Source organism: Martinezella miluonensis, from assembly GCF_900094545.1.
Taxonomy (GTDB): domain Bacteria; phylum Pseudomonadota; class Alphaproteobacteria; order Rhizobiales; family Rhizobiaceae; genus Rhizobium; species Rhizobium miluonense.
This window is the reverse complement of record NZ_FMAH01000001.1, coordinates 266,240-282,305: the sequence shown is the minus strand read 5'-3', so window position 1 is coordinate 282,305 and position 16,066 is coordinate 266,240. Positions and strand designations below refer to the sequence as shown.

Below are 16,066 nucleotides of genomic sequence, written 5' to 3'. Positions count from 1 at the left end.
CCACCTCCCTCATTACTTCTTGAAGACGGTGTTAGGATTGTCCAGGCTCGCCGAACCTTCAAGCTTGATGGTGCCGAGATCGAGAGCGGCGATGACGCGCTGGATGCTCTTCGTCTGGTCGAGCAAGCCATCGATCGCCTTCTGCACGGTGGCGTTGCCTTCCTTGTTGCCCTCGCCGATCATCTGGTCGTATTTCTCGACCGTCTCGCCGCGATGCACCAGCGCCTTCATGGCTTCGAGGGTGGCGTCGAGCTTGGCTTCCATTTCCTTGTCGAGCGCCGGATCCTTGGCCTTGACCAGGTCGTGCAGCGACGGGCCCTTCATTTTGGTGCCGTCGACGCGCGTATAATTGCCGTTATAGGCAGAAGCGATGCCGATGGCGTCGCCATTGTGCTCGTTATAGGTATTGTCGGAGAAGCAATCCTGTTCTTCTTCCGGATCGTGCAGCAGCAGACCGAGCTTCATGCGCTCGCCGGCGAGTTCGCCGTAGGAGAGCGAGCCCATGCCGGTCAGGATGGTGGTGAGGCCGGCCTTCGGATCGGCCTGGACATTCTTGGTGGCTTCGCCGTCCGGCGCCCACTTCTCCGCCATGTCCTTGAAGTTGGCGACGAGCAGCGTCGAAGCGGAGCGCAGATACTCGGCACGACGATCGCAATTGCCATGCGTGCAATTCTTCAGATCATAATCGGTGGCTGGGCGTTCGCCGGCGCCCGGTCCGGTGCCGTGCAGGTCCTGGCCCCAGAGCAGGAATTCGATGGCGTGATAGCCGACCGCGACGTTGGCCTCGACGCCGCCGGCCTTGTGCAGCGTGCCCGACAGGAATTCCGGCGTCAGATGCGAAGCGTCGACATCCTTGCCGTTGATCTTGATCGTCTTGTTGGCGATGACGTTCGCGACATAGAGCGAGTTTTCGTCACTTTCGGTGCCGTAGGAAGCATCGACGTAATCGATCAGGCCTTCGTCCAGCGGCCAGGAATTCACTTGGCCTTCCCAATCATCGACGATCGGATTGCCAAAACGATAGACTTCCGTCTGCGCATAGGGAACGCGAGCCTTGATCCAGGCGGCGCGCGCTGCCTTCAGCGTCTTGTCGCTGGGGTCGGCAAGCAAGGCGTCGATCGCCTTGTCGAGCGCCTGCGCCGTGGTCAGCGCGTCCTGATATTTGGCATGCGCCAGTTCCGTATAATGCTTGAGGACGGCAGCGGGCTCCGGAGCGGCTGCGAAGGCCGGCAGGCCGGATGCGGCAGTCGTGGCGAGGGCCACCGCAAGCGCGGCGCCAATATTGATCTTCAGTTTCATATTCCTCTCCTGTGACAGCGGGGGACACCGTCAAAACTTGGTAATTTGTGTCATGTATGAAAAATAAACTTGTGTCAAACACTCTAGTTTGGAATTGTTTTAAGGCTGGTCTTCATTGGTTCAGGCGCTGTCAATGAATGGATTTGCGGGGAAAAAAGCGGCGCCTGCCGACCAGCCATGCCGGCTGCAACATTCGGATAGCATCCGTAGGCTTGAACGCTGGCCACGATGGTCGTGCTCGGCAGCGCAAAGGTCATCGCCGCCGCGCCGTCTCATCTCATTCCGCCTCGGCTGCAATTCATCGAGCGCGGATGGATTTCAACTCATCCCTTGCGCTGCAAACGGCAGAAAAAGAAGCCGTCGGTATCTGTGGAGGCAGGCGTCAGCGTGATGGTCTTTCCGTCCGAGGACAGCGGCTGCGGCGCTTCCTTGCCGAACAGCTTTTCCCACGAGCTCAAGGTTTCCACCACCTCGAAGTCCGGATTCTGCGCAGCAAAGCGGTTCACCTGCGCTTCGTTTTCATCCGGCAGGACCGAGCAGGTCACATAGAGCAGCGAGCCGCCTGGGCGGACGAACTCGCCGGCTTGTGCCAGGGCTTCCTGCTGTTGGCTGGTGCGCTCGTCGAGATTCTTCTGCGTCAGCCGCCACTTGGTATCGGGCCGGCGCCGCCAGGTGCCCGTGCCGGTGCATGGCGCATCGACGAGCACCTTGTCGAACTTGCCGCGCAGGGCCAGCAAGGCGTTGCGCTCGTCATGGACCTGGACATTACGGGTTCCAGCCCGCTTCAGCCGCTCGATGATCGGTGCGAGCCGCCGCCGGTCGCTATCATAGGCGTGGACCTGGCCCTTATTGTGCATGGCAGCCGACATGGCGAGCGTCTTGCCGCCGCCGCCGGCGCAATAGTCGAGCACCTGATCGCCCTCTTCGGGCAAGACGAGATCGGCAACGATCTGAGAGCCTTCGTCCTGAACCTCGAACCAGCCCTTCTGGAAGGAGAGCTCGGCGGTAACGTTCGGCAAGCGGGATGCGCCTTCGCCGGCTGGAATGCGGATGCCAAAACGGGCAATCTTCGATGCCTGCGCGCCTGCACGCTCCAGCGCCCTCACGACTTTGGGGCGGTCGGCCTTCAGCGAATTGGCGCGAAGGTCGAGCGTCGGGCGTTCGGAAAGAGCCTGTGCTTCGGAAAGCCAGCTCTCACCGAATGCGCGAAGGAAGGAGGGTTCGACCCATTCGGGAATGTCGCCCTGAATGTGGAGGGGGGCATCTTCAAGCTTGCGGGCGGCAAAGGCGGCCAGGGTCTCAGTGCTTGGCGCTTCGGGCGCAAACTTGTCGCCGTCGAGTTCGGCGGCGAGAGCCTCGGGCGTCAGGCCCCATTGGCGAAAGAGTACGGCATGGGCAAGTGCCGAGGGGCTGTCGTCTTCCATCAGCCAGGCATGGGAAAGCCGCATACGCAAGGCGTCGTAGACGATATTGCCGATCGCAGCCCTGTCGCCGGAACCGGCGAAGCGATGGGCAAGGCCCCAATCTTTCAGGGCGTCGGCCACCGGTCGCTTGCGCGTTTCGATATCGGCAAGAACTTCGATGGCCCCCTGCAATCGGCCGCCCAGACGCATTCATCGCTCTCCTGCTTGCGCATGATCCGGAGCCCATTCGGCCCGCCGGAAGATCTGCGCCCTGCCAAAACTGCTGACACCCTACCAATCCGCTCGAATATTGCACCTGGCAGCGGATTGTTGAGGCGTCTCAACCGCGTGGTAGCCGCGATTGACCGAGAGAGCAAGCGTCATGCCGATTTACCGGGTCGTTGCAGAGGCCGGCGATTACTTGGAGGCGACGACTTCGTAGCAGATCTTGGCCGTTCCGGAGGCGACCATGCCGATATTCTGAGCGGCGGCGCGGGAGAGATCGAGAACGCGGCCGTGAATGAAAGGTCCGCGGTCGTTGATGCGGACGACGACGCTGCGGCCATTATGCTTGTTGGTGACCCGCAGACGCGTGCCGAAAGCAAGCGAGCGATGGGCGGCAGTAAGATTTCTGGAACTCATACGTTCCCCGGAAGCAGTTCGGGAGCTTCCTCCGTACCATGAAGCGCCTCCGCAGCCAGCGGATGCAAATGCCGGTGTCGAAACGACAGCAAAGGAGGCAGATATAGTTGCGGCGATCGCCAAAGAACGTGCGATTTTCTTCAAACCGTTTTTCCCTCAAGCTATTGAACTTGCGCCTTGCGCAGGCGGTGGGGCTTAAATCCGGCCAAAAATGGCGAAAAAGTGCCACTCTTGATCACGGAATGTTACGGTCTGTAACATTTGTGAATCGCAACAAATACTGTGACTATTCAGTGGATTTGCTCGGTTATGGAAAAAACCTAATAAAATCAGTTAAAAGTGGAACGATTTTTCTCGCGAGCATGCCGTAATGCCTGGGATCACGAATTTTGGAAAAATAATTTTGCGGCCTTGCCATAATTACTGCCGCATTTGTGCAATTTTAGAGGTCGTTAACCATAATTGCGGGGAAAATTGAACTAGGCCGGGTCGCGAAGTAGGAATTTTCATGCGATTTCGCTTGCTGGCGGAACCCGTTTTTCAGCCTCGCCAGCGCCCGGAAGACCATAGTTCCGCAAGTGACATGCGATATTCTGGGTAGTGGAAGGCAAAGCCGAGCGCGCGCAATTTCGCGTTCGAAACACGCTTGTTCTCACCATAGAAGGAGCGCGCCATCGGCGTCAGTTCCGCCGTTTCGAAGGACTGTTCGGGCGGCGGCTCGGCACCCATGAGGCGGGCCGCTTCCACGATCACGTCCTGCGGCGGCGCGGGCTCGTCGTCTGTCACATTATATATGCCGCCAAGACCGCGGTCGGACAGGAAGCGAGCACAGGCGCCGATATCTTCGACGCGGATGCGATTGAAAACCTGGTTTGCCTTGATGAGGCGCCGCGCCGTGCCCTTTTCCAGATTGCAGAAGGCGTTTCGCCCCGGACCGTAGATGCCGGCGAGCCTGAGGACGGCGACGGGAAGATCGAGCCTGATGCCGGCGCGCAGCCAACCGTCTTCCGCCTCGACGCGCTCGACGGAGCGATCCGCGACTGGGTGCAGCACGGTCTGCTCGCTGACCCAGGCGCCCTTGTGGTCACCATAGACGCCGACGGTCGAGAGGTAGCAGATCCATTGCAGCTTCGGCATCAGCGCCTGCAGATTGAGCTGGGCCAGCCGTAACAGCGGATCCCCCGCTTTCCCCGGCGCGATCGATTGCACCAGATGCGTTGCGGACTGCATTGCCTCGGCCAGATCGGGATCGAGCGTCTCGCCGTCGAAGACGAAGGCTTCGATGCCTTCTTTGGTCAATAATTCCGCCTTGTCGGCGGAGCGGGTCGTGCCGGTGATGCGAATGCCGGAGCCGGCGAAAGCCTTGGCGATGGCCGTTCCCGAATAACCGCAGCCGAAAATCATCACATGCATCATAGAACTCCCGCCAATGTCCATTCGGCGCGAACCTCTTCGTCCGCTTCATCATGCCTTTGTGCCGCAAATGCGCGGAACTCGCCAGACGTCATCAGTCGCGACAACGCCCACACCGCCATGCCGCGCACGACAGGCGAAGGATCTTCAGCCAATTCGCAACATCTTCCTATAAGCGACGGCTCGCCGGAATTACCAGCCGCGATGAGCACGTTGCGGATGAACCGATCCCGGCCAACGCGCTTCACCGGCGAGCCGCTGAAGAAAGCGCGAAACGCCGCGTCGTCCAAAGTCAGCAGAAAGGCGATCGAAGGCTCCTTGAGATCGTCCCGCGCAACCAGCTTCATTTCCGAGGCGGCGCTTGCGAACTTGTTCCAGGGGCAGGCGGCAAGACAGTCGTCGCAGCCGTAGATGCGATTGCCGATCATCGGACGAAGCTCCGGATCGATCGGTCCCTTGTGCTCGATAGTCAGATAGGAGATGCAGCGGCGGGCATCCAGCTGATAGGGGGCAGGGAAGGCGTTGGTCGGGCAGACGTCGAGACAGGCCCGGCAGGAGCCGCAATGGTCGATCTCGGGCTCGTCCGGCTCGATATCGGCCGTGGTGAACATCGAGCCGAGAAATAGCCAGGATCCGAAGGCGCGGCTGACGAGATTGGTATGCTTGCCCTGCCAGCCAAGGCCGGCCGCGCCGGCCAGCGGCTTCTCCATGACCGGTGCGGTATCGACGAAGACCTTGACGTCTTCCTTCGAGCGTGCGGCAAAGCGAGTGGCGATCTCCTTCAACCGTCCCTTGATGATGTCGTGATAATCGCGGTTTCGCGCATAGACGGAGATTGCCGCCTTGTCCTTCTTCTCCAGAACGCCACGCGGATCTTCGTCGGGGCCGTAGTTGAGGCCGAAGACGACGATGGAACGCGTCTCGCTCCAGAGAACGCGCGGATCGCCGCGCCGTTCGCGCGTTTCTGCCATCCAGCCCATGGTGCCGTGATGGCCCTTGTCCAGAAACTGGCCGAGCCTGACGGCCGCCTGCGGGATAGCGTCCGGTCGTGTGATGCGGCAGAGATCGAAGCCTTGGGCGCGCGCCTCTTCGCGCAGAAAGGCGGTCAGCGCGCTCCGTCGCTTGCCGGCTTTTTCCGCTTCACGATCCTCGGGCATGACGAGCCCTCGTTAGAAATCCAGATCGGCGTAGTGCGAAACGGGAGTGACACCGCGCACGCGTTCCGCCAGGATCGGCCGGAAGGACGGGCGCGACTTCAGCCGCTGATACCATTCCTTGGCGATCGGGGATTCCGTCCAGTCGATCTCTCCGAGATAGTCTAGCACGGAAATCGAGGCCGCTGCGGCAAGATCGGCATAGCTCAGCCGGTCGCCGGCGAGCCATTGTCTGGAACCGGCAAGCCAGGACAGATACTTCATATGCTGGCGGATATTGCCGCGCGCCATCCGCATGACCTTGGAATCGGGCGCGCCGCCGCCCTGTTCGGCGGTCATCTGCAGCTTGAAGACGCGCTCGCGCGCCAGCGGCCGCGTGACGTCCTGCTCCATCTTCTGCATGAACCATTCCGTCAGCCGGCGAATTTCGGCGCGCTGGAACGGATCTTCGGCCAGAAGCCGGCGATCCCGCTTCAGGACGCCGTGCGTCTCGTCGAGATATTCGGAAATGACGGCTGCGCCACAGAGCGCCCGCATGCTGTCATCGACATAGACAGGCAAGGTTCCGGCGGGGTTCAGCGCCAGGAAGTCGCGGCGCTTTTCCCATGTCTGTTCGTCGATCAATTCCGTCTGATAACCATATTCGGTCAGGATCAGCCGGACGAACCGTGATGAAGATGACATTGGGTGATGATAAAGCGTCGGCATTGCTACTCGGGTGTTTCTAATTGGTGCTACGGAGTCTTTCGGGTCGCGATTCTGCGGCCCTAGTCATTTGTCATCGGTTGAAGCTATAGGATCTTGGCCTAGTTTGCACAAGCGAATCGGGCCGCCCTGCCGTTTGACAAAGGACACGATATGGCTGAACAAATTATTATCGCGCTGGTTTTAGGCCTTGTGGAGGGGCTTACGGAGTTCATTCCGGTCTCCTCCACCGGACATTTGATATTGCTCGGACATTTTCTCGGCTTCAAGGAAGCCGCTACTTTCGACGTTCTCATCCAGCTCGGTGCGATTCTCGCGATCCTGCTCGTCTATTTCAATCGGCTCGTTCAGATCGCCAAGGCGCTGCCTGTCAGCGTCAAGGCCCGCCATTTCGTTCTGGCCGTCCTTTTCAGCTTTCTGCCGGCAGCCGTCATCGGCGCGCTTGCCCATGATTTCATCAAGACCGTGCTGTTCGACTCGCCGAAGGTCGTCTGTATTTCACTAATCCTCGGCGGCATCGTTCTGCTCGTTGTCGACAGGATCAAGTTCAAGCCCAAATACAACAGCGCCTACGAGTTCTCCTGGCCGATGGCGATCAAGATCGGTTTCTTCCAGTGCCTGGCCATGATTCCGGGAACGTCCCGTTCCGGCTCCACCATCGTCGGAGCGCTGCTGCTCGGTGCCGACAAGCGTTCGGCCGCCGAATTCTCTTTCTTCCTCGCCATGCCGACCATGGCGGGCGCCTTTGCGCTGGATCTCTGGAAGAGCCGTCACGATCTGAGCACGGACCAAGGCCTGCTGATCGTTATCGGTTTCGTCACCGCCTTCATATCGGCGCTGTTCGTCGTCCGGGCATTGCTCGATTTCGTCTCCCGCCGCGGCTACGCTCCCTTTGCATGGTGGCGTATTGCCGTCGGCACGGTCGGATTGATCGGACTCTACTTCGGCTGACGCAGCCCGTCCGCTACCGCAATCCCAGAGACAGCTAAGGCCGGTGGGAGCCGGCCTTTTTCATGCCTATCAATTCGAGGAGGAGGCGTTGATAGAGCCTGTCGTGCAGGGGTCGACGCCGTAGGCCGGCGCACATTCGCCCTTCACCGAGGCGATGCTGCCGCGGGCGACGAAAGAGCCTGCGAGAATCACCAGTGCCGCGCACGCAAACAAAAGCGCGATAGACTTGCCCATCGAAAAATGCCTTTCCGCAGAAGTGTGAAGCGCGCCACGATCGGTTCGTTGTGCAAGCTCGTGACGCGCGGCTGTGTTAGTCAGTGAAGTGAGCAATAGCAATAAATGTTCATATTAAATTTGACGTTAATGGCACTATTTCCGCACTGCGTCTTTTAGGCAACGCTAAGCTGTGTATCACGGGGCTCTGACAGGCCTGAAGCGCCCGATTTCCGCCTTTCCAGACAATAAAAAACGCCGCTCGGCGAGGCCGGCGGCGCTTGAATTTCACGAATCTCCGAATCGTCAGGCCGCTTTGCCCGAACCGGTGAACTGACCTTGCGGGCGATAACGCACGAGATAGGACGGCAGCACGGAGACGAGAAGCGTCGGCAGCAGGCCTATGCCCGTCAGCGTGCGTCCCTCTGCTTCCGCCTGCTTGGAAACGACGTTGTCGCTCTTCAGCAGCGTGACCTGATCGGCGGTGATCGGCGGCTTGATGAGCGGCACCAGGGAAGCGATCGAGCCGATCAGCGAAGCGAGGCCGAAGGGGATGGAGACGAGCGTCTTCTTGCGGCTGATGACGGAAAGCGTGGTCTCGAGACAGTCGCGGAAGGACAGCACTTCCGGGCCGCCGAGCTCATAGGTCGTGCCGGCCTTCAGCTTGCCGTCGACGCTGCGGGCAACGGCCTCGGCGATATCCTCGACATAGACGGGCTGGAATTTCGTCTTGCCGCCGCCGATCAACGGCAGGAACGGCGCCGTGCGGGACATGTCGGCGAACTTGTTGAAGAACTCGTCTTCCGGTCCGAAGACGATCGAGGGGCGCAGGATGACCGCGTCCGGCTTGATCGACAGAATGGCGGTTTCGGCGCGAGCCTTGGTGCGGGCATAGACCGAAGCCGATTTGGCGTCGGCACCGAGCGCTGAAATATGCGTCAGCGAAGCGCCGGCGCCGCGTGCGGCCTCCGCAATGGCCTTGGCGCCGAACTCCTGCACGGCTTCGAAGGTGTTGCGGCCGCTTGCGGCGAGGATGCCGACGCAATTGACGACATGCTGCGCGCCTTCGACCGCGCGGTCGATGGAGTTGCGGTAGCGCACATTAGCCTGAACGATCGAAATCTGGCCGAAATTGCCGAGCGGCTGCAAAAAGCCGGCAAGGTCGGGGCGGCGCACGGCGACACGGATGCGGTATCCGCGCTTTGCAAGCGCGCGCACGACGTGCCGCCCGATGAAGCCTGATCCTCCGAACACGGTAACGAGCGGCGGGAGGTTGGACAGGGTCATGGCAGGCTCCTCGAAAGGCTTTGATTGGGCTTGTCTGGTTTCGTCTTAGCCGATCCGAGCGCCGAGGTGAAGTGCTATCGCGCTGCATTGCAGCGTCGCGTTTTCAAAGGATTTAAGCCCCTTCGACGACGACCATTTCAGCGTCTGCCACCTGCTGGCGGATTTTGGCGGCGATCTGGTATTCCGGCGAGTTGTAGCAATCGACGGCATGCTGCAGCGACGGAAACTCGATGACGACGTTGCGACCGCGCGCCTGTCCCTCGAGCGGCGTGAAAGCACCGCCGCGGGCGAGGAAGTTCGCGCAGTATTTCTCGAAAGCCGGCTTGGCGGCAGCAACGTAATCCTTGTAGCGCTCGGGGTCGCGGACATCCACGCGCGCGATCCAATATCCCTTTGCCATATGTTCCTCCATGCTTGTTTGGGTGTTTTAGAGTGCGGCGTCCATCTCGGCGAGAATGGCGCGGGCCGCCTCCTTCGGGTCGGCCGCCTTGACGATCGGTCGGGCGACGACGAGATGGCTGGAGCCAGCCTTGATGGCTGCGGCCGGGGTCATCACCCGCTTCTGGTCGCCCTTGTCGCTGCCCGCCGGGCGAATGCCGGGCGTGACTAGCGCCATATCAGGCCCGATGATCTTGCGGACCGCGGCGGACTCCTCCGCCGAACAGACGATGCCGCCCATGCCGGCCAGATGCGCCTGCTCGGCGCGGCGCAGCACCAGCGTATGCGGATCGTATTCGTAGCCGGCGGCGATCAGGTCCTCTTCGTCCATCGACGTCAGCACCGTGACGCCGAGCAGACAGAGGTTAGACCCCTTGGCCGCTTCGACAGCCGCCTTCATCGCCTTCGGATAGGCATGCAGCGTCAGCATCGACATACCCATCTTGACGATGTTCTCCACACCGGAGGCTACCGTGTTGTCGATGTCGAGCAGCTTCATGTCGAGGAAGATCTTCTTGCCGTCGGCGGCAAGATCGCGGGCGAATTCCAGGCCGCCGGCAAAGGCGAGCTGATAGCCGATCTTGTAGTAGAGGATATCGTCGCCGAGGGCGCCGACCACTTTCTCGGCCTCCTGAAGGTTTGGAACATCCAGTCCAACGATCAAGCGGTCGCGTGCGGTCATCTCAAGCCCATCCCATCCAGTCTTCTATCGGTGTCCAGTCGCACGAGATCGTGCGCTTCGCAAGATCGAAACAGAAAAGATTGCCACCACCCGGCGGCTGGTCGCCCTGCCGTGCGATCGGCTTTCCCTCAAGATGGCATTTCAACAATGTCCCGACGCCGCCATGCCCGACGAAGGCTATCGGCACCTGCGGGTTATGTCGCGAAAGAACGGCCTCGACATTGGAGACGATCCTTGTCTGCGCGTCGATCGCACGCTCCCAACCCATGAAGCTTTCGTGCGGATTGGCGAAGAACCAGTCGGCGGCCTTCTCGAATTCCGGTGGCGGCAAGAAGCCCGTGGCGCTGCGGTCGTTTTCGTGCATGGCCTCGATGATTTCGATCGGGTCGCCGCATGTGGCCGCCAGGATTTCAGCCGTTTCTATCGCCTTGCGTTCGCCGCTCGAGACGATCAGGCCAAGCTGATGCGCCCAGGGACGGGTTGCCGCCACCCGCGCTCTCGCCGCACCGACCTCGGAAAGCCCCCATTCCGGCACGGGAATATCGGCATCGATCCGCACCTGCGGATGCGTAATGTAAAGTGCGTACATCGGATTGCCTCAGCCGCGGGTGTAGACCCAGAGCTGGGCCGGCGGAATGTTGCGGACGATGAAATCGTAGTGGCGGATGTGGTAGCGATCTGGCCGCGCGATGATCGGCGAAACCGGCCCGTAGGAAATCTGTACGACCGGCCGGCCGGCCGGCATGCGATCCAGCAGGCTTTCCAGCAGCGCCACACGCGCCTTCATCGGGAAATTGAGCAGAGGAATACCCGAGACGACAGAATCGAAGGTCTGGCCGCGCAGCACGCCGAGCGTCTTGTCGAGATCGAAGGCATCACCATTGATGAAGTGGACGCCAGGATAGAGCTTGACGAGGTGATTGTAGAAATCGGTCGAGTATTCGATGGCGACGAGGTTTTCCGGCTCGACACCGCGCGCCAGGATCGCCTTGGTGATGGCTCCCGTTCCCGGCCCGAGTTCCAGCACTGGCAGGCCGGATTGCGTGTTGATGATGCTCGCCATCTTGCGGGCAGTGATCGACGAGGTGGGAGCGATCGATCCCACAGTCTTGGGTCCCTGCATCATGCCCTTGAAGAAACGGATCTCCTCATCGAATTTTTTGCCAAGCCGTTCCTTGAGACGCAGCGCCATGCATTCCCCCCTAGATGTTACGGTCGCGACTTACATACCGCTTATCTAAAATCTTGCAATGCGATGACGCAATAACAAGAGAAAATGTCGCAATCCGAAAAGGACCAAATAAAAGCGCCCTCACGTTGTAGAAACGCATGAAAGGGCGCTTTGGTTTCGCCAGAGCCGGATGATTTTAGGTCGAACAGACCTAAAATCATCCGGCTCTTGAATCAAAGAAGTGGAGCATGATGTCGTCCGAAAACCGCTCACACTTTTCGGCATCATGCTCTAGACGCGCATCGGCATCAAAACATAGAGCGCGTCGTCGCCGGCTGTGTCACGAATGAGCGTCGGCGAGCCTGCATCGGCAAGCAGGAACACGGCCGCATCGCCGGAAAGCTGAGCGGTGATGTCGAGCAGGTACTTCGCGTTGAAGCCGATTTCCATCGGATCCATCTCATAGCCGACGGCGACTTCTTCCGTCGCACTTCCCGAATCCGGGTTGTTGACCGTCAGCAGCAGCTGGCCGTCCGACAGAGCCAGCTTCACGGCGCGGCCGCGCTCCGACGAAATTGTCGATACGCGGTCGACGGCCTGCGCGAAGGTCTGGCAATCGACCCGCATTTCCTTGTCGTTGTTGGCTGGGATGACGCGCTGATAGTCCGGGAAGGTGCCATCGATCAGCTTCGAGGTCATGACGATGGAGCCGATCGTCAGGCGGATCTTGGCGTCGGATACTTCGACGGTCACGATCGTATCCGGCGTGTCCACCAGCTTCTGCAGTTCGCCGACCGTCTTGCGCGGGATGATGATGCCGGGCATGCCTTCGGAGCCCGAAGGGGCGCTGACATCGGCACGGGCCAGGCGATGTCCGTCCGTGGCGACAGCCCTGAGCTTCAGGTCGCCGCCGCTTTCAATCGTGTGGAAGAAGATGCCGTTGAGGTAATAACGGGTCTCTTCAGTGGAGATCGCAAACTGCGTCCGGTCGATCAGCATCTTCAGATCGGCCGCCTTCAGCTTGAAGGAATGGCTGAAGTTGCCGGCGGTGAGGTCCGGGAAATCGGATTCCGGCAGGCATTGCAGCGAGAATTTCGAGCGGCCGGATGCGACCGTCATCGAGCTGCCGTCGGCATTGGTGGCAAGAAGCACTTCCGATCCGTCGGACAGCTTGCGCACGATGTCGTAGAGCAAATGCGCAGGAACAGTGGTGGCGCCGGCCTGCTCGACATTGGCGGGTGTTGCCTCGGTGATTTCGAGGTCGAGGTCGGTTGCCTTCATGTCGAGGCTCGTGCCCTCGGCCTTCAGCAGCACGTTGGACAGGATCGGGATCGTGTTGCGACGCTCGACCACGCGATGTACGTGGTTCAGCGACTTCAGGAGGTTCGACCGCTCAATTGTTATACGCATGGATGCTACCGCTTTCGACCGTGACTTGCCGGGCAGCCCGAGGCGCCCGAGCGACATGTTTTCGGACGAGGCCCGAAAGATTGGACAGGCAACTTGGCAGACTTCTCCATCCGAATGCAAGAGGCATGGATCAATTGCCAAGCGCCAATTCGACATTTCGTCGACAATCCTCCACAGGAATTGCACCGCTCTTGCCGTCCGTGCGCGCCTCGCCCATAAAGGCTGCTTATCCCAAGTGAATTCAGGACCGGCATGAACGAAGACCAATCCAGCGGCGGGACGCGCAGTTTCCGTCTGCACAACAATCAGATTCCGGCCCGTCCCCTCGAACCGGCTCTCTATCTTGTCGCCACGCCGATCGGCAATCTCGGCGATATCACGCTGAGGGCGCTTGAGACGCTGGCCGGCGCAGACGTTCTGGCCTGCGAGGACACGCGCGTCACACGCGTCCTGCTCGATCGCTATGGCATCCAGAACAAGCCCTATGCCTATCATGAGTACAATGCCGATGAGGCAGGACCGCGGCTGCTGCAGGCGCTGGAAGCCGGCCGATCGGTGGCGCTGGTGTCGGATGCCGGCACGCCGCTTGTCTCCGATCCAGGCTACCGGCTGGCGACGCAGGCGATCGAGGCGGGATACAAAGTCGTTCCTATTCCAGGCGCCTCGGCGCCGCTCGCAGCCCTCGTCGGCTCCGGCTTGCCCAACGATGCCTTCTTCTTTGCCGGCTTCTTGCCCGCCAAGGACAAGGGCCGGCGTGACAGGCTGGCCGAGCTTGCGGGCGTGCCCGCGACCCTCATCTTTTTTGAGTCGCCGCATCGTATTGCCGCCACGCTTGCTGCCGCCGCCGATGTACTTGGCGGTGAGCGCGTGGGTGCCGTTTGCCGTGAGCTGACCAAGACCTTCGAGGAATTCCGGCGCGGATCGCTCGCTGAACTCGCCGCTTTCTACGATGCCGTGGATAATGTGAAAGGCGAGATCGTTCTGCTCGTCGGTCCGCCGGCGGAAAGCGTGACGGCTGAGGCCGATGTCGACGCCATTCTGGCCGATCTCGCGGGGACGATGCCGACGGCAAAGGCGGCGGCCGAAGCCGCCCGCCTGACTGGCCTGCCGCGCAAGGAACTCTATCAGCGCCTGCTCGACATGAAGGAGCGCCATGCCTGATACAGGGGGTGAGCCGGGCGAAAGGCTGAAGCGGCAAAAGGCCTGGCGGCGCGGCCATGTCGCCGAATATCTCGCTGCCGCCTTTCTGATGCTCAAGGGCTATCGCATCCTCGCCATCCGCCATCGCACGAAACTCGGCGAAATCGATATCGTCGCCCGCAAGGGCGATCTCGCCGTCTTCGTGGAAGTCAAATCGAGGCGCGGTGCGCAAGAGGCGATCGACGCCGTTTCCTTCTCTTCGCAGAGACGCATCCGCGCCGCGAGCGACCTTTGGCTTGCCCGGCAGCCGGATTTCGCCCGTCTGTCGCAACGCTATGACATCGTCGCGATGCTGCCGGGGCGCTGGCCGCAGCATTTTCCCGATGCGTTTTGAGCAGGGCGTTACAGGACCGTCACAAAATCAGCCTATTGCCGGGCGACCGGCACTCGCGATTTTCTCGCCGACGCTCACAATCTCGTTTCGACAGGCCTCACCATGATCCGCAATACCGTTTCCGCCTTCACCGTTCCCTCGCAGGAGGAGCGCAAAAGCCTCGTTTCACTGGAGAAGACCCCGGCCATTCACGCCGCGACGCTGGCATCGCTTGCCTGCATGAACACGGTGCGTGTTGGTGGTGCGGAAGCCAAGGTCGAGGCCCTGTCCTTCCCGTTTACGGTCGCTGCCTGGAATCTGGAGCGCTGCCTGTTTCCGGAGGAAAGCGCGGCCAAGCTGCGGACAACAGGGGCACCGCTCGTGCTGCTGTCTGAGATGGATGAGGGCATGGCCCGTACCGAGCAGCGCGACCCGACTGCCGCTATCGCCGGCGCGCTCGGCATGAACTATGCCTATGGCGTCGAATTCCTCGAACTCAGCCTTGGGTCGGAAATCGAGCGCTCCTTCTGCCGCGACGATTTCAACGAGAAGGGCTTCCACGGCAATGCGCTGATGGCGCCCGTTACCCTGAAGCAGGCTTTCCTTTTTCGTCTGCCGGGCGAAGCCGTCTGGTTCAATGACAGCAACGAACAGCCACGCGTCGGCGATCGCTGCGCCGTCGGTGCCGTCGTCGAGACCGAGGCCGGTCCCTTCGTCGCCGTTTCGGTCCATCTCGAAAGTGTCGCGACCGCTGCCTATCGCGAACGGCAGATGGCGGCGCTGATCGATGCGGTCGAAGCCTTCGCGCCCGGTCTCCCGATCCTGATCGGCGGCGATCTCAACACCGGCAACCACACCGGCGGCGATTTCTCGACAGATACCCTGTTTGCCATGGCGGAAGGTCGCGGCTTCGAATGCCATGGCGGGCCTCTGGATCAAACGAGCACGCGCCCGAGCCTGATCACGCGCTTTCCCGATCGCACCATGAAGCTCGACTGGTTCGTGAGCCGCGGCCTGAAGATTGGTGAAAGCCATCTTGTCTCTTCGCTCAATGAAGAGGGCAAGCCGCTTTCCGATCACGACATGATCGTTTGTACAATCGAAGGTTTTTCTGCCTGATTTTTGCAATCATTAAAATGCTCTCGATTTCATGAACCACCCCGTTACCGCTCCCATGCGATGAGATGGCAGACGCGCATGGAAATTGGGGGTTTGCATGGTCTTGAAAATGATGTTGGCGGGCATGGCGGCCTTTGCCGCGCGTGCCGTTCCTGTCGTCGTTGCTTTGCCGCAGTCGAAAAGCTTCGTAGCCGGCGCCAGCAGCGAAATGGAAATGAAACCGTCGCCGATCGAACGATCCTGGATTCTGTCGGGTGATCCGGTGGCCCGCATCGCCGAGCATTCGCGCGGGCAGGACGATGCTGCGGTAACGGCGCTGTGGGATTGCACGGCCGGCGAATTTCGCTGGTATTTCGGCTGGGACGAAACCGTGATGATCCTCGAAGGCGAGGTGCATATCACCACGGAAGACGGCGTCGAGCGCACGCTGAGTGCCGGTGATGTCGCCTATTTCGCTGGCGGCACATGGGCGACATGGCGCATCGATCGCTATCTGCGCAAGGTCGCATTCTGCCGCAAGCCGTTCCCGAAGCCTTTGACCATGGCTTATCGCCTGCGCAATCTGGTCCGGCAGGGCGGCGCGCAGGGCCTTGCCGCCTGACAGCGGCCAACCCTGACGGAAGTCCTTGAATAGCCGTTGCGTTTGGAGGCGGGCCGACCTACATC

General features: G+C 60.7%; 18 protein-coding genes. 5 read left to right on the top strand and 13 right to left on the bottom strand.

What is annotated here, in order from left to right; translation table 11 throughout:
- Nucleotides 1-12: 12 nt before the first annotated feature.
- From GA0061102_RS01410 to GA0061102_RS01385, 6 genes are all read right to left on the bottom strand, one after another.
- A complete protein-coding gene (locus GA0061102_RS01410) occupies nt 13-1,299 on the bottom strand; it encodes an imelysin family protein (protein WP_092843316.1) in 1,287 nt (428 codons plus the stop codon).
- Between the two features lie 323 nt (nt 1,300-1,622).
- Nucleotides 1,623-2,912, bottom strand: a complete 1,290-nt coding sequence (locus tag GA0061102_RS01405; RefSeq protein ID WP_092843314.1) for an RsmB/NOP family class I SAM-dependent RNA methyltransferase — start codon at nt 2,910-2,912, stop codon at nt 1,623-1,625.
- Between the two features lie 207 nt (nt 2,913-3,119).
- Complete coding sequence (locus GA0061102_RS01400; RefSeq protein ID WP_092843313.1) at nt 3,120-3,488, bottom strand: septal ring lytic transglycosylase RlpA family protein; 369 nt, start codon at nt 3,486-3,488, stop codon at nt 3,120-3,122.
- A 396-nt stretch (nt 3,489-3,884) separates the two neighbouring features.
- Nucleotides 3,885-4,757, bottom strand: a complete 873-nt coding sequence (locus tag GA0061102_RS01395) for an SDR family oxidoreductase (protein ID WP_092843311.1) — start codon at nt 4,755-4,757, stop codon at nt 3,885-3,887.
- Nucleotides 4,757-5,914, bottom strand: a complete 1,158-nt coding sequence (gene queG, locus GA0061102_RS01390) for a tRNA epoxyqueuosine(34) reductase QueG (RefSeq protein WP_092843309.1) — start codon at nt 5,912-5,914, stop codon at nt 4,757-4,759. Before queG ends, GA0061102_RS01395 begins: the two co-directional genes overlap by 1 nt.
- A 12-nt stretch (nt 5,915-5,926) precedes the next feature.
- Complete coding sequence (locus tag GA0061102_RS01385; protein WP_092843307.1) at nt 5,927-6,619, bottom strand: glutathione S-transferase family protein; 693 nt, start codon at nt 6,617-6,619, stop codon at nt 5,927-5,929.
- Between the two features lie 150 nt (nt 6,620-6,769).
- Here GA0061102_RS01385 and GA0061102_RS01380 point away from each other — a divergent pair, with 150 nt between their 5' ends.
- Nucleotides 6,770-7,567, top strand: a complete 798-nt coding sequence (locus tag GA0061102_RS01380; protein WP_004108247.1) for an undecaprenyl-diphosphate phosphatase — start codon at nt 6,770-6,772, stop codon at nt 7,565-7,567.
- Nucleotides 7,568-7,636: 69 nt separating this feature from the next.
- Here GA0061102_RS01380 and GA0061102_RS33090 read toward each other — a convergent pair whose 3' ends face one another.
- From GA0061102_RS33090 to dnaN, 7 genes are all read right to left on the bottom strand, one after another.
- The gene (locus GA0061102_RS33090) at nt 7,637-7,801 is read right to left on the bottom strand and encodes a hypothetical protein (RefSeq protein WP_092843305.1); all 165 of its coding nucleotides are present in this window, start codon (nt 7,799-7,801) and stop codon (nt 7,637-7,639) included.
- A 285-nt stretch (nt 7,802-8,086) separates the two neighbouring features.
- Nucleotides 8,087-9,067 (bottom strand): complex I NDUFA9 subunit family protein, encoded by a 981-nt coding sequence (locus GA0061102_RS01370; RefSeq protein WP_092843303.1) that lies wholly within the window; start codon nt 9,065-9,067, stop codon nt 8,087-8,089.
- A gap of 112 nt (nt 9,068-9,179) precedes the next feature.
- Nucleotides 9,180-9,467, bottom strand: coding sequence for a DUF1330 domain-containing protein (locus tag GA0061102_RS01365; protein ID WP_092843301.1), 288 nt, complete (start codon nt 9,465-9,467; stop codon nt 9,180-9,182).
- Nucleotides 9,468-9,494: 27 nt separating this feature from the next.
- Nucleotides 9,495-10,187, bottom strand: a complete 693-nt coding sequence (gene pyrF / locus GA0061102_RS01360) for an orotidine-5'-phosphate decarboxylase (RefSeq protein WP_092843299.1) — start codon at nt 10,185-10,187, stop codon at nt 9,495-9,497.
- Between the two features lies 1 nt (nt 10,188).
- Nucleotides 10,189-10,776 (bottom strand): histidine phosphatase family protein, encoded by a 588-nt coding sequence (locus tag GA0061102_RS01355; RefSeq protein ID WP_092843297.1) that lies wholly within the window; start codon nt 10,774-10,776, stop codon nt 10,189-10,191.
- Between the two features lie 9 nt (nt 10,777-10,785).
- Entirely contained in the window at nt 10,786-11,379 is a 594-nt protein-coding gene (gene pmtA, locus GA0061102_RS01350; protein WP_092843295.1) for a phospholipid N-methyltransferase PmtA, read from the bottom strand.
- Nucleotides 11,380-11,649: 270 nt separating this feature from the next.
- Complete coding sequence (dnaN, locus tag GA0061102_RS01345) at nt 11,650-12,768, bottom strand: DNA polymerase III subunit beta (protein ID WP_092843676.1); 1,119 nt, start codon at nt 12,766-12,768, stop codon at nt 11,650-11,652.
- Nucleotides 12,769-13,020: 252 nt separating this feature from the next.
- Here dnaN and rsmI point away from each other — a divergent pair, with 252 nt between their 5' ends.
- The 4 genes from rsmI (at nt 13,021) to GA0061102_RS01325 (ending at nt 16,001) form a co-directional block, all read left to right on the top strand.
- Entirely contained in the window at nt 13,021-13,929 is a 909-nt protein-coding gene (rsmI, locus tag GA0061102_RS01340) for a 16S rRNA (cytidine(1402)-2'-O)-methyltransferase (RefSeq protein WP_092843293.1), read from the top strand.
- Nucleotides 13,922-14,302: a YraN family protein gene (locus GA0061102_RS01335; RefSeq protein ID WP_092843291.1), complete on the top strand. Its 381-nt coding sequence runs from the start codon at nt 13,922-13,924 to the stop codon at nt 14,300-14,302. The genes rsmI and GA0061102_RS01335 overlap by 8 nt, the downstream gene beginning before the upstream one ends.
- Before the next feature lie 102 nt (nt 14,303-14,404).
- Nucleotides 14,405-15,400: an exonuclease/endonuclease/phosphatase family protein gene (locus GA0061102_RS01330; RefSeq protein WP_092843290.1), complete on the top strand. Its 996-nt coding sequence runs from the start codon at nt 14,405-14,407 to the stop codon at nt 15,398-15,400.
- A 97-nt stretch (nt 15,401-15,497) separates the two neighbouring features.
- Nucleotides 15,498-16,001 carry a cupin domain-containing protein gene (locus GA0061102_RS01325; protein ID WP_092843288.1) on the top strand — a complete coding sequence of 168 codons (504 nt, stop codon included), beginning with the start codon at nt 15,498-15,500 and terminating at the stop codon, nt 15,999-16,001.
- Nucleotides 16,002-16,066 lie beyond the last annotated feature (65 nt).

Excerpts from the sequence above, each read along its gene's own strand:
- rsmI (WP_092843293.1), top strand. The coding sequence starts at position 13,021 with ATGAACGAAGACCAATCCAGCGGCGGGACGCGCAGTTTCCGTCTGCAC.
- GA0061102_RS01325 (WP_092843288.1), top strand. The coding sequence starts at position 15,498 with ATGGTCTTGAAAATGATGTTGGCGGGCATGGCGGCCTTTGCCGCGCGT.
- GA0061102_RS01330 (WP_092843290.1), top strand. The coding sequence starts at position 14,405 with ATGATCCGCAATACCGTTTCCGCCTTCACCGTTCCCTCGCAGGAGGAG.
- GA0061102_RS01395 (WP_092843311.1), bottom strand. The coding sequence starts at position 4,757 with ATGCATGTGATGATTTTCGGCTGCGGTTATTCGGGAACGGCCATCGCC.
- GA0061102_RS01405 (WP_092843314.1), bottom strand. The coding sequence starts at position 2,912 with ATGCGTCTGGGCGGCCGATTGCAGGGGGCCATCGAAGTTCTTGCCGAT.
- GA0061102_RS01335 (WP_092843291.1), top strand. The coding sequence starts at position 13,922 with ATGCCTGATACAGGGGGTGAGCCGGGCGAAAGGCTGAAGCGGCAAAAG.
- GA0061102_RS01365 (WP_092843301.1), bottom strand. The coding sequence starts at position 9,467 with ATGGCAAAGGGATATTGGATCGCGCGCGTGGATGTCCGCGACCCCGAG.
- pmtA (WP_092843295.1), bottom strand. The coding sequence starts at position 11,379 with ATGGCGCTGCGTCTCAAGGAACGGCTTGGCAAAAAATTCGATGAGGAG.
- GA0061102_RS33090 (WP_092843305.1), bottom strand. The coding sequence starts at position 7,801 with ATGGGCAAGTCTATCGCGCTTTTGTTTGCGTGCGCGGCACTGGTGATT.
- GA0061102_RS01355 (WP_092843297.1), bottom strand. The coding sequence starts at position 10,776 with ATGTACGCACTTTACATTACGCATCCGCAGGTGCGGATCGATGCCGAT.
- pyrF (WP_092843299.1), bottom strand. The coding sequence starts at position 10,187 with ATGACCGCACGCGACCGCTTGATCGTTGGACTGGATGTTCCAAACCTT.
- GA0061102_RS01410 (WP_092843316.1), bottom strand. The coding sequence starts at position 1,299 with ATGAAACTGAAGATCAATATTGGCGCCGCGCTTGCGGTGGCCCTCGCC.
- GA0061102_RS01385 (WP_092843307.1), bottom strand. The coding sequence starts at position 6,619 with ATGCCGACGCTTTATCATCACCCAATGTCATCTTCATCACGGTTCGTC.
- queG (WP_092843309.1), bottom strand. The coding sequence starts at position 5,914 with ATGCCCGAGGATCGTGAAGCGGAAAAAGCCGGCAAGCGACGGAGCGCG.
- GA0061102_RS01370 (WP_092843303.1), bottom strand. The coding sequence starts at position 9,067 with ATGACCCTGTCCAACCTCCCGCCGCTCGTTACCGTGTTCGGAGGATCA.
- GA0061102_RS01380 (WP_004108247.1), top strand. The coding sequence starts at position 6,770 with ATGGCTGAACAAATTATTATCGCGCTGGTTTTAGGCCTTGTGGAGGGG.
- dnaN (WP_092843676.1), bottom strand. The coding sequence starts at position 12,768 with ATGCGTATAACAATTGAGCGGTCGAACCTCCTGAAGTCGCTGAACCAC.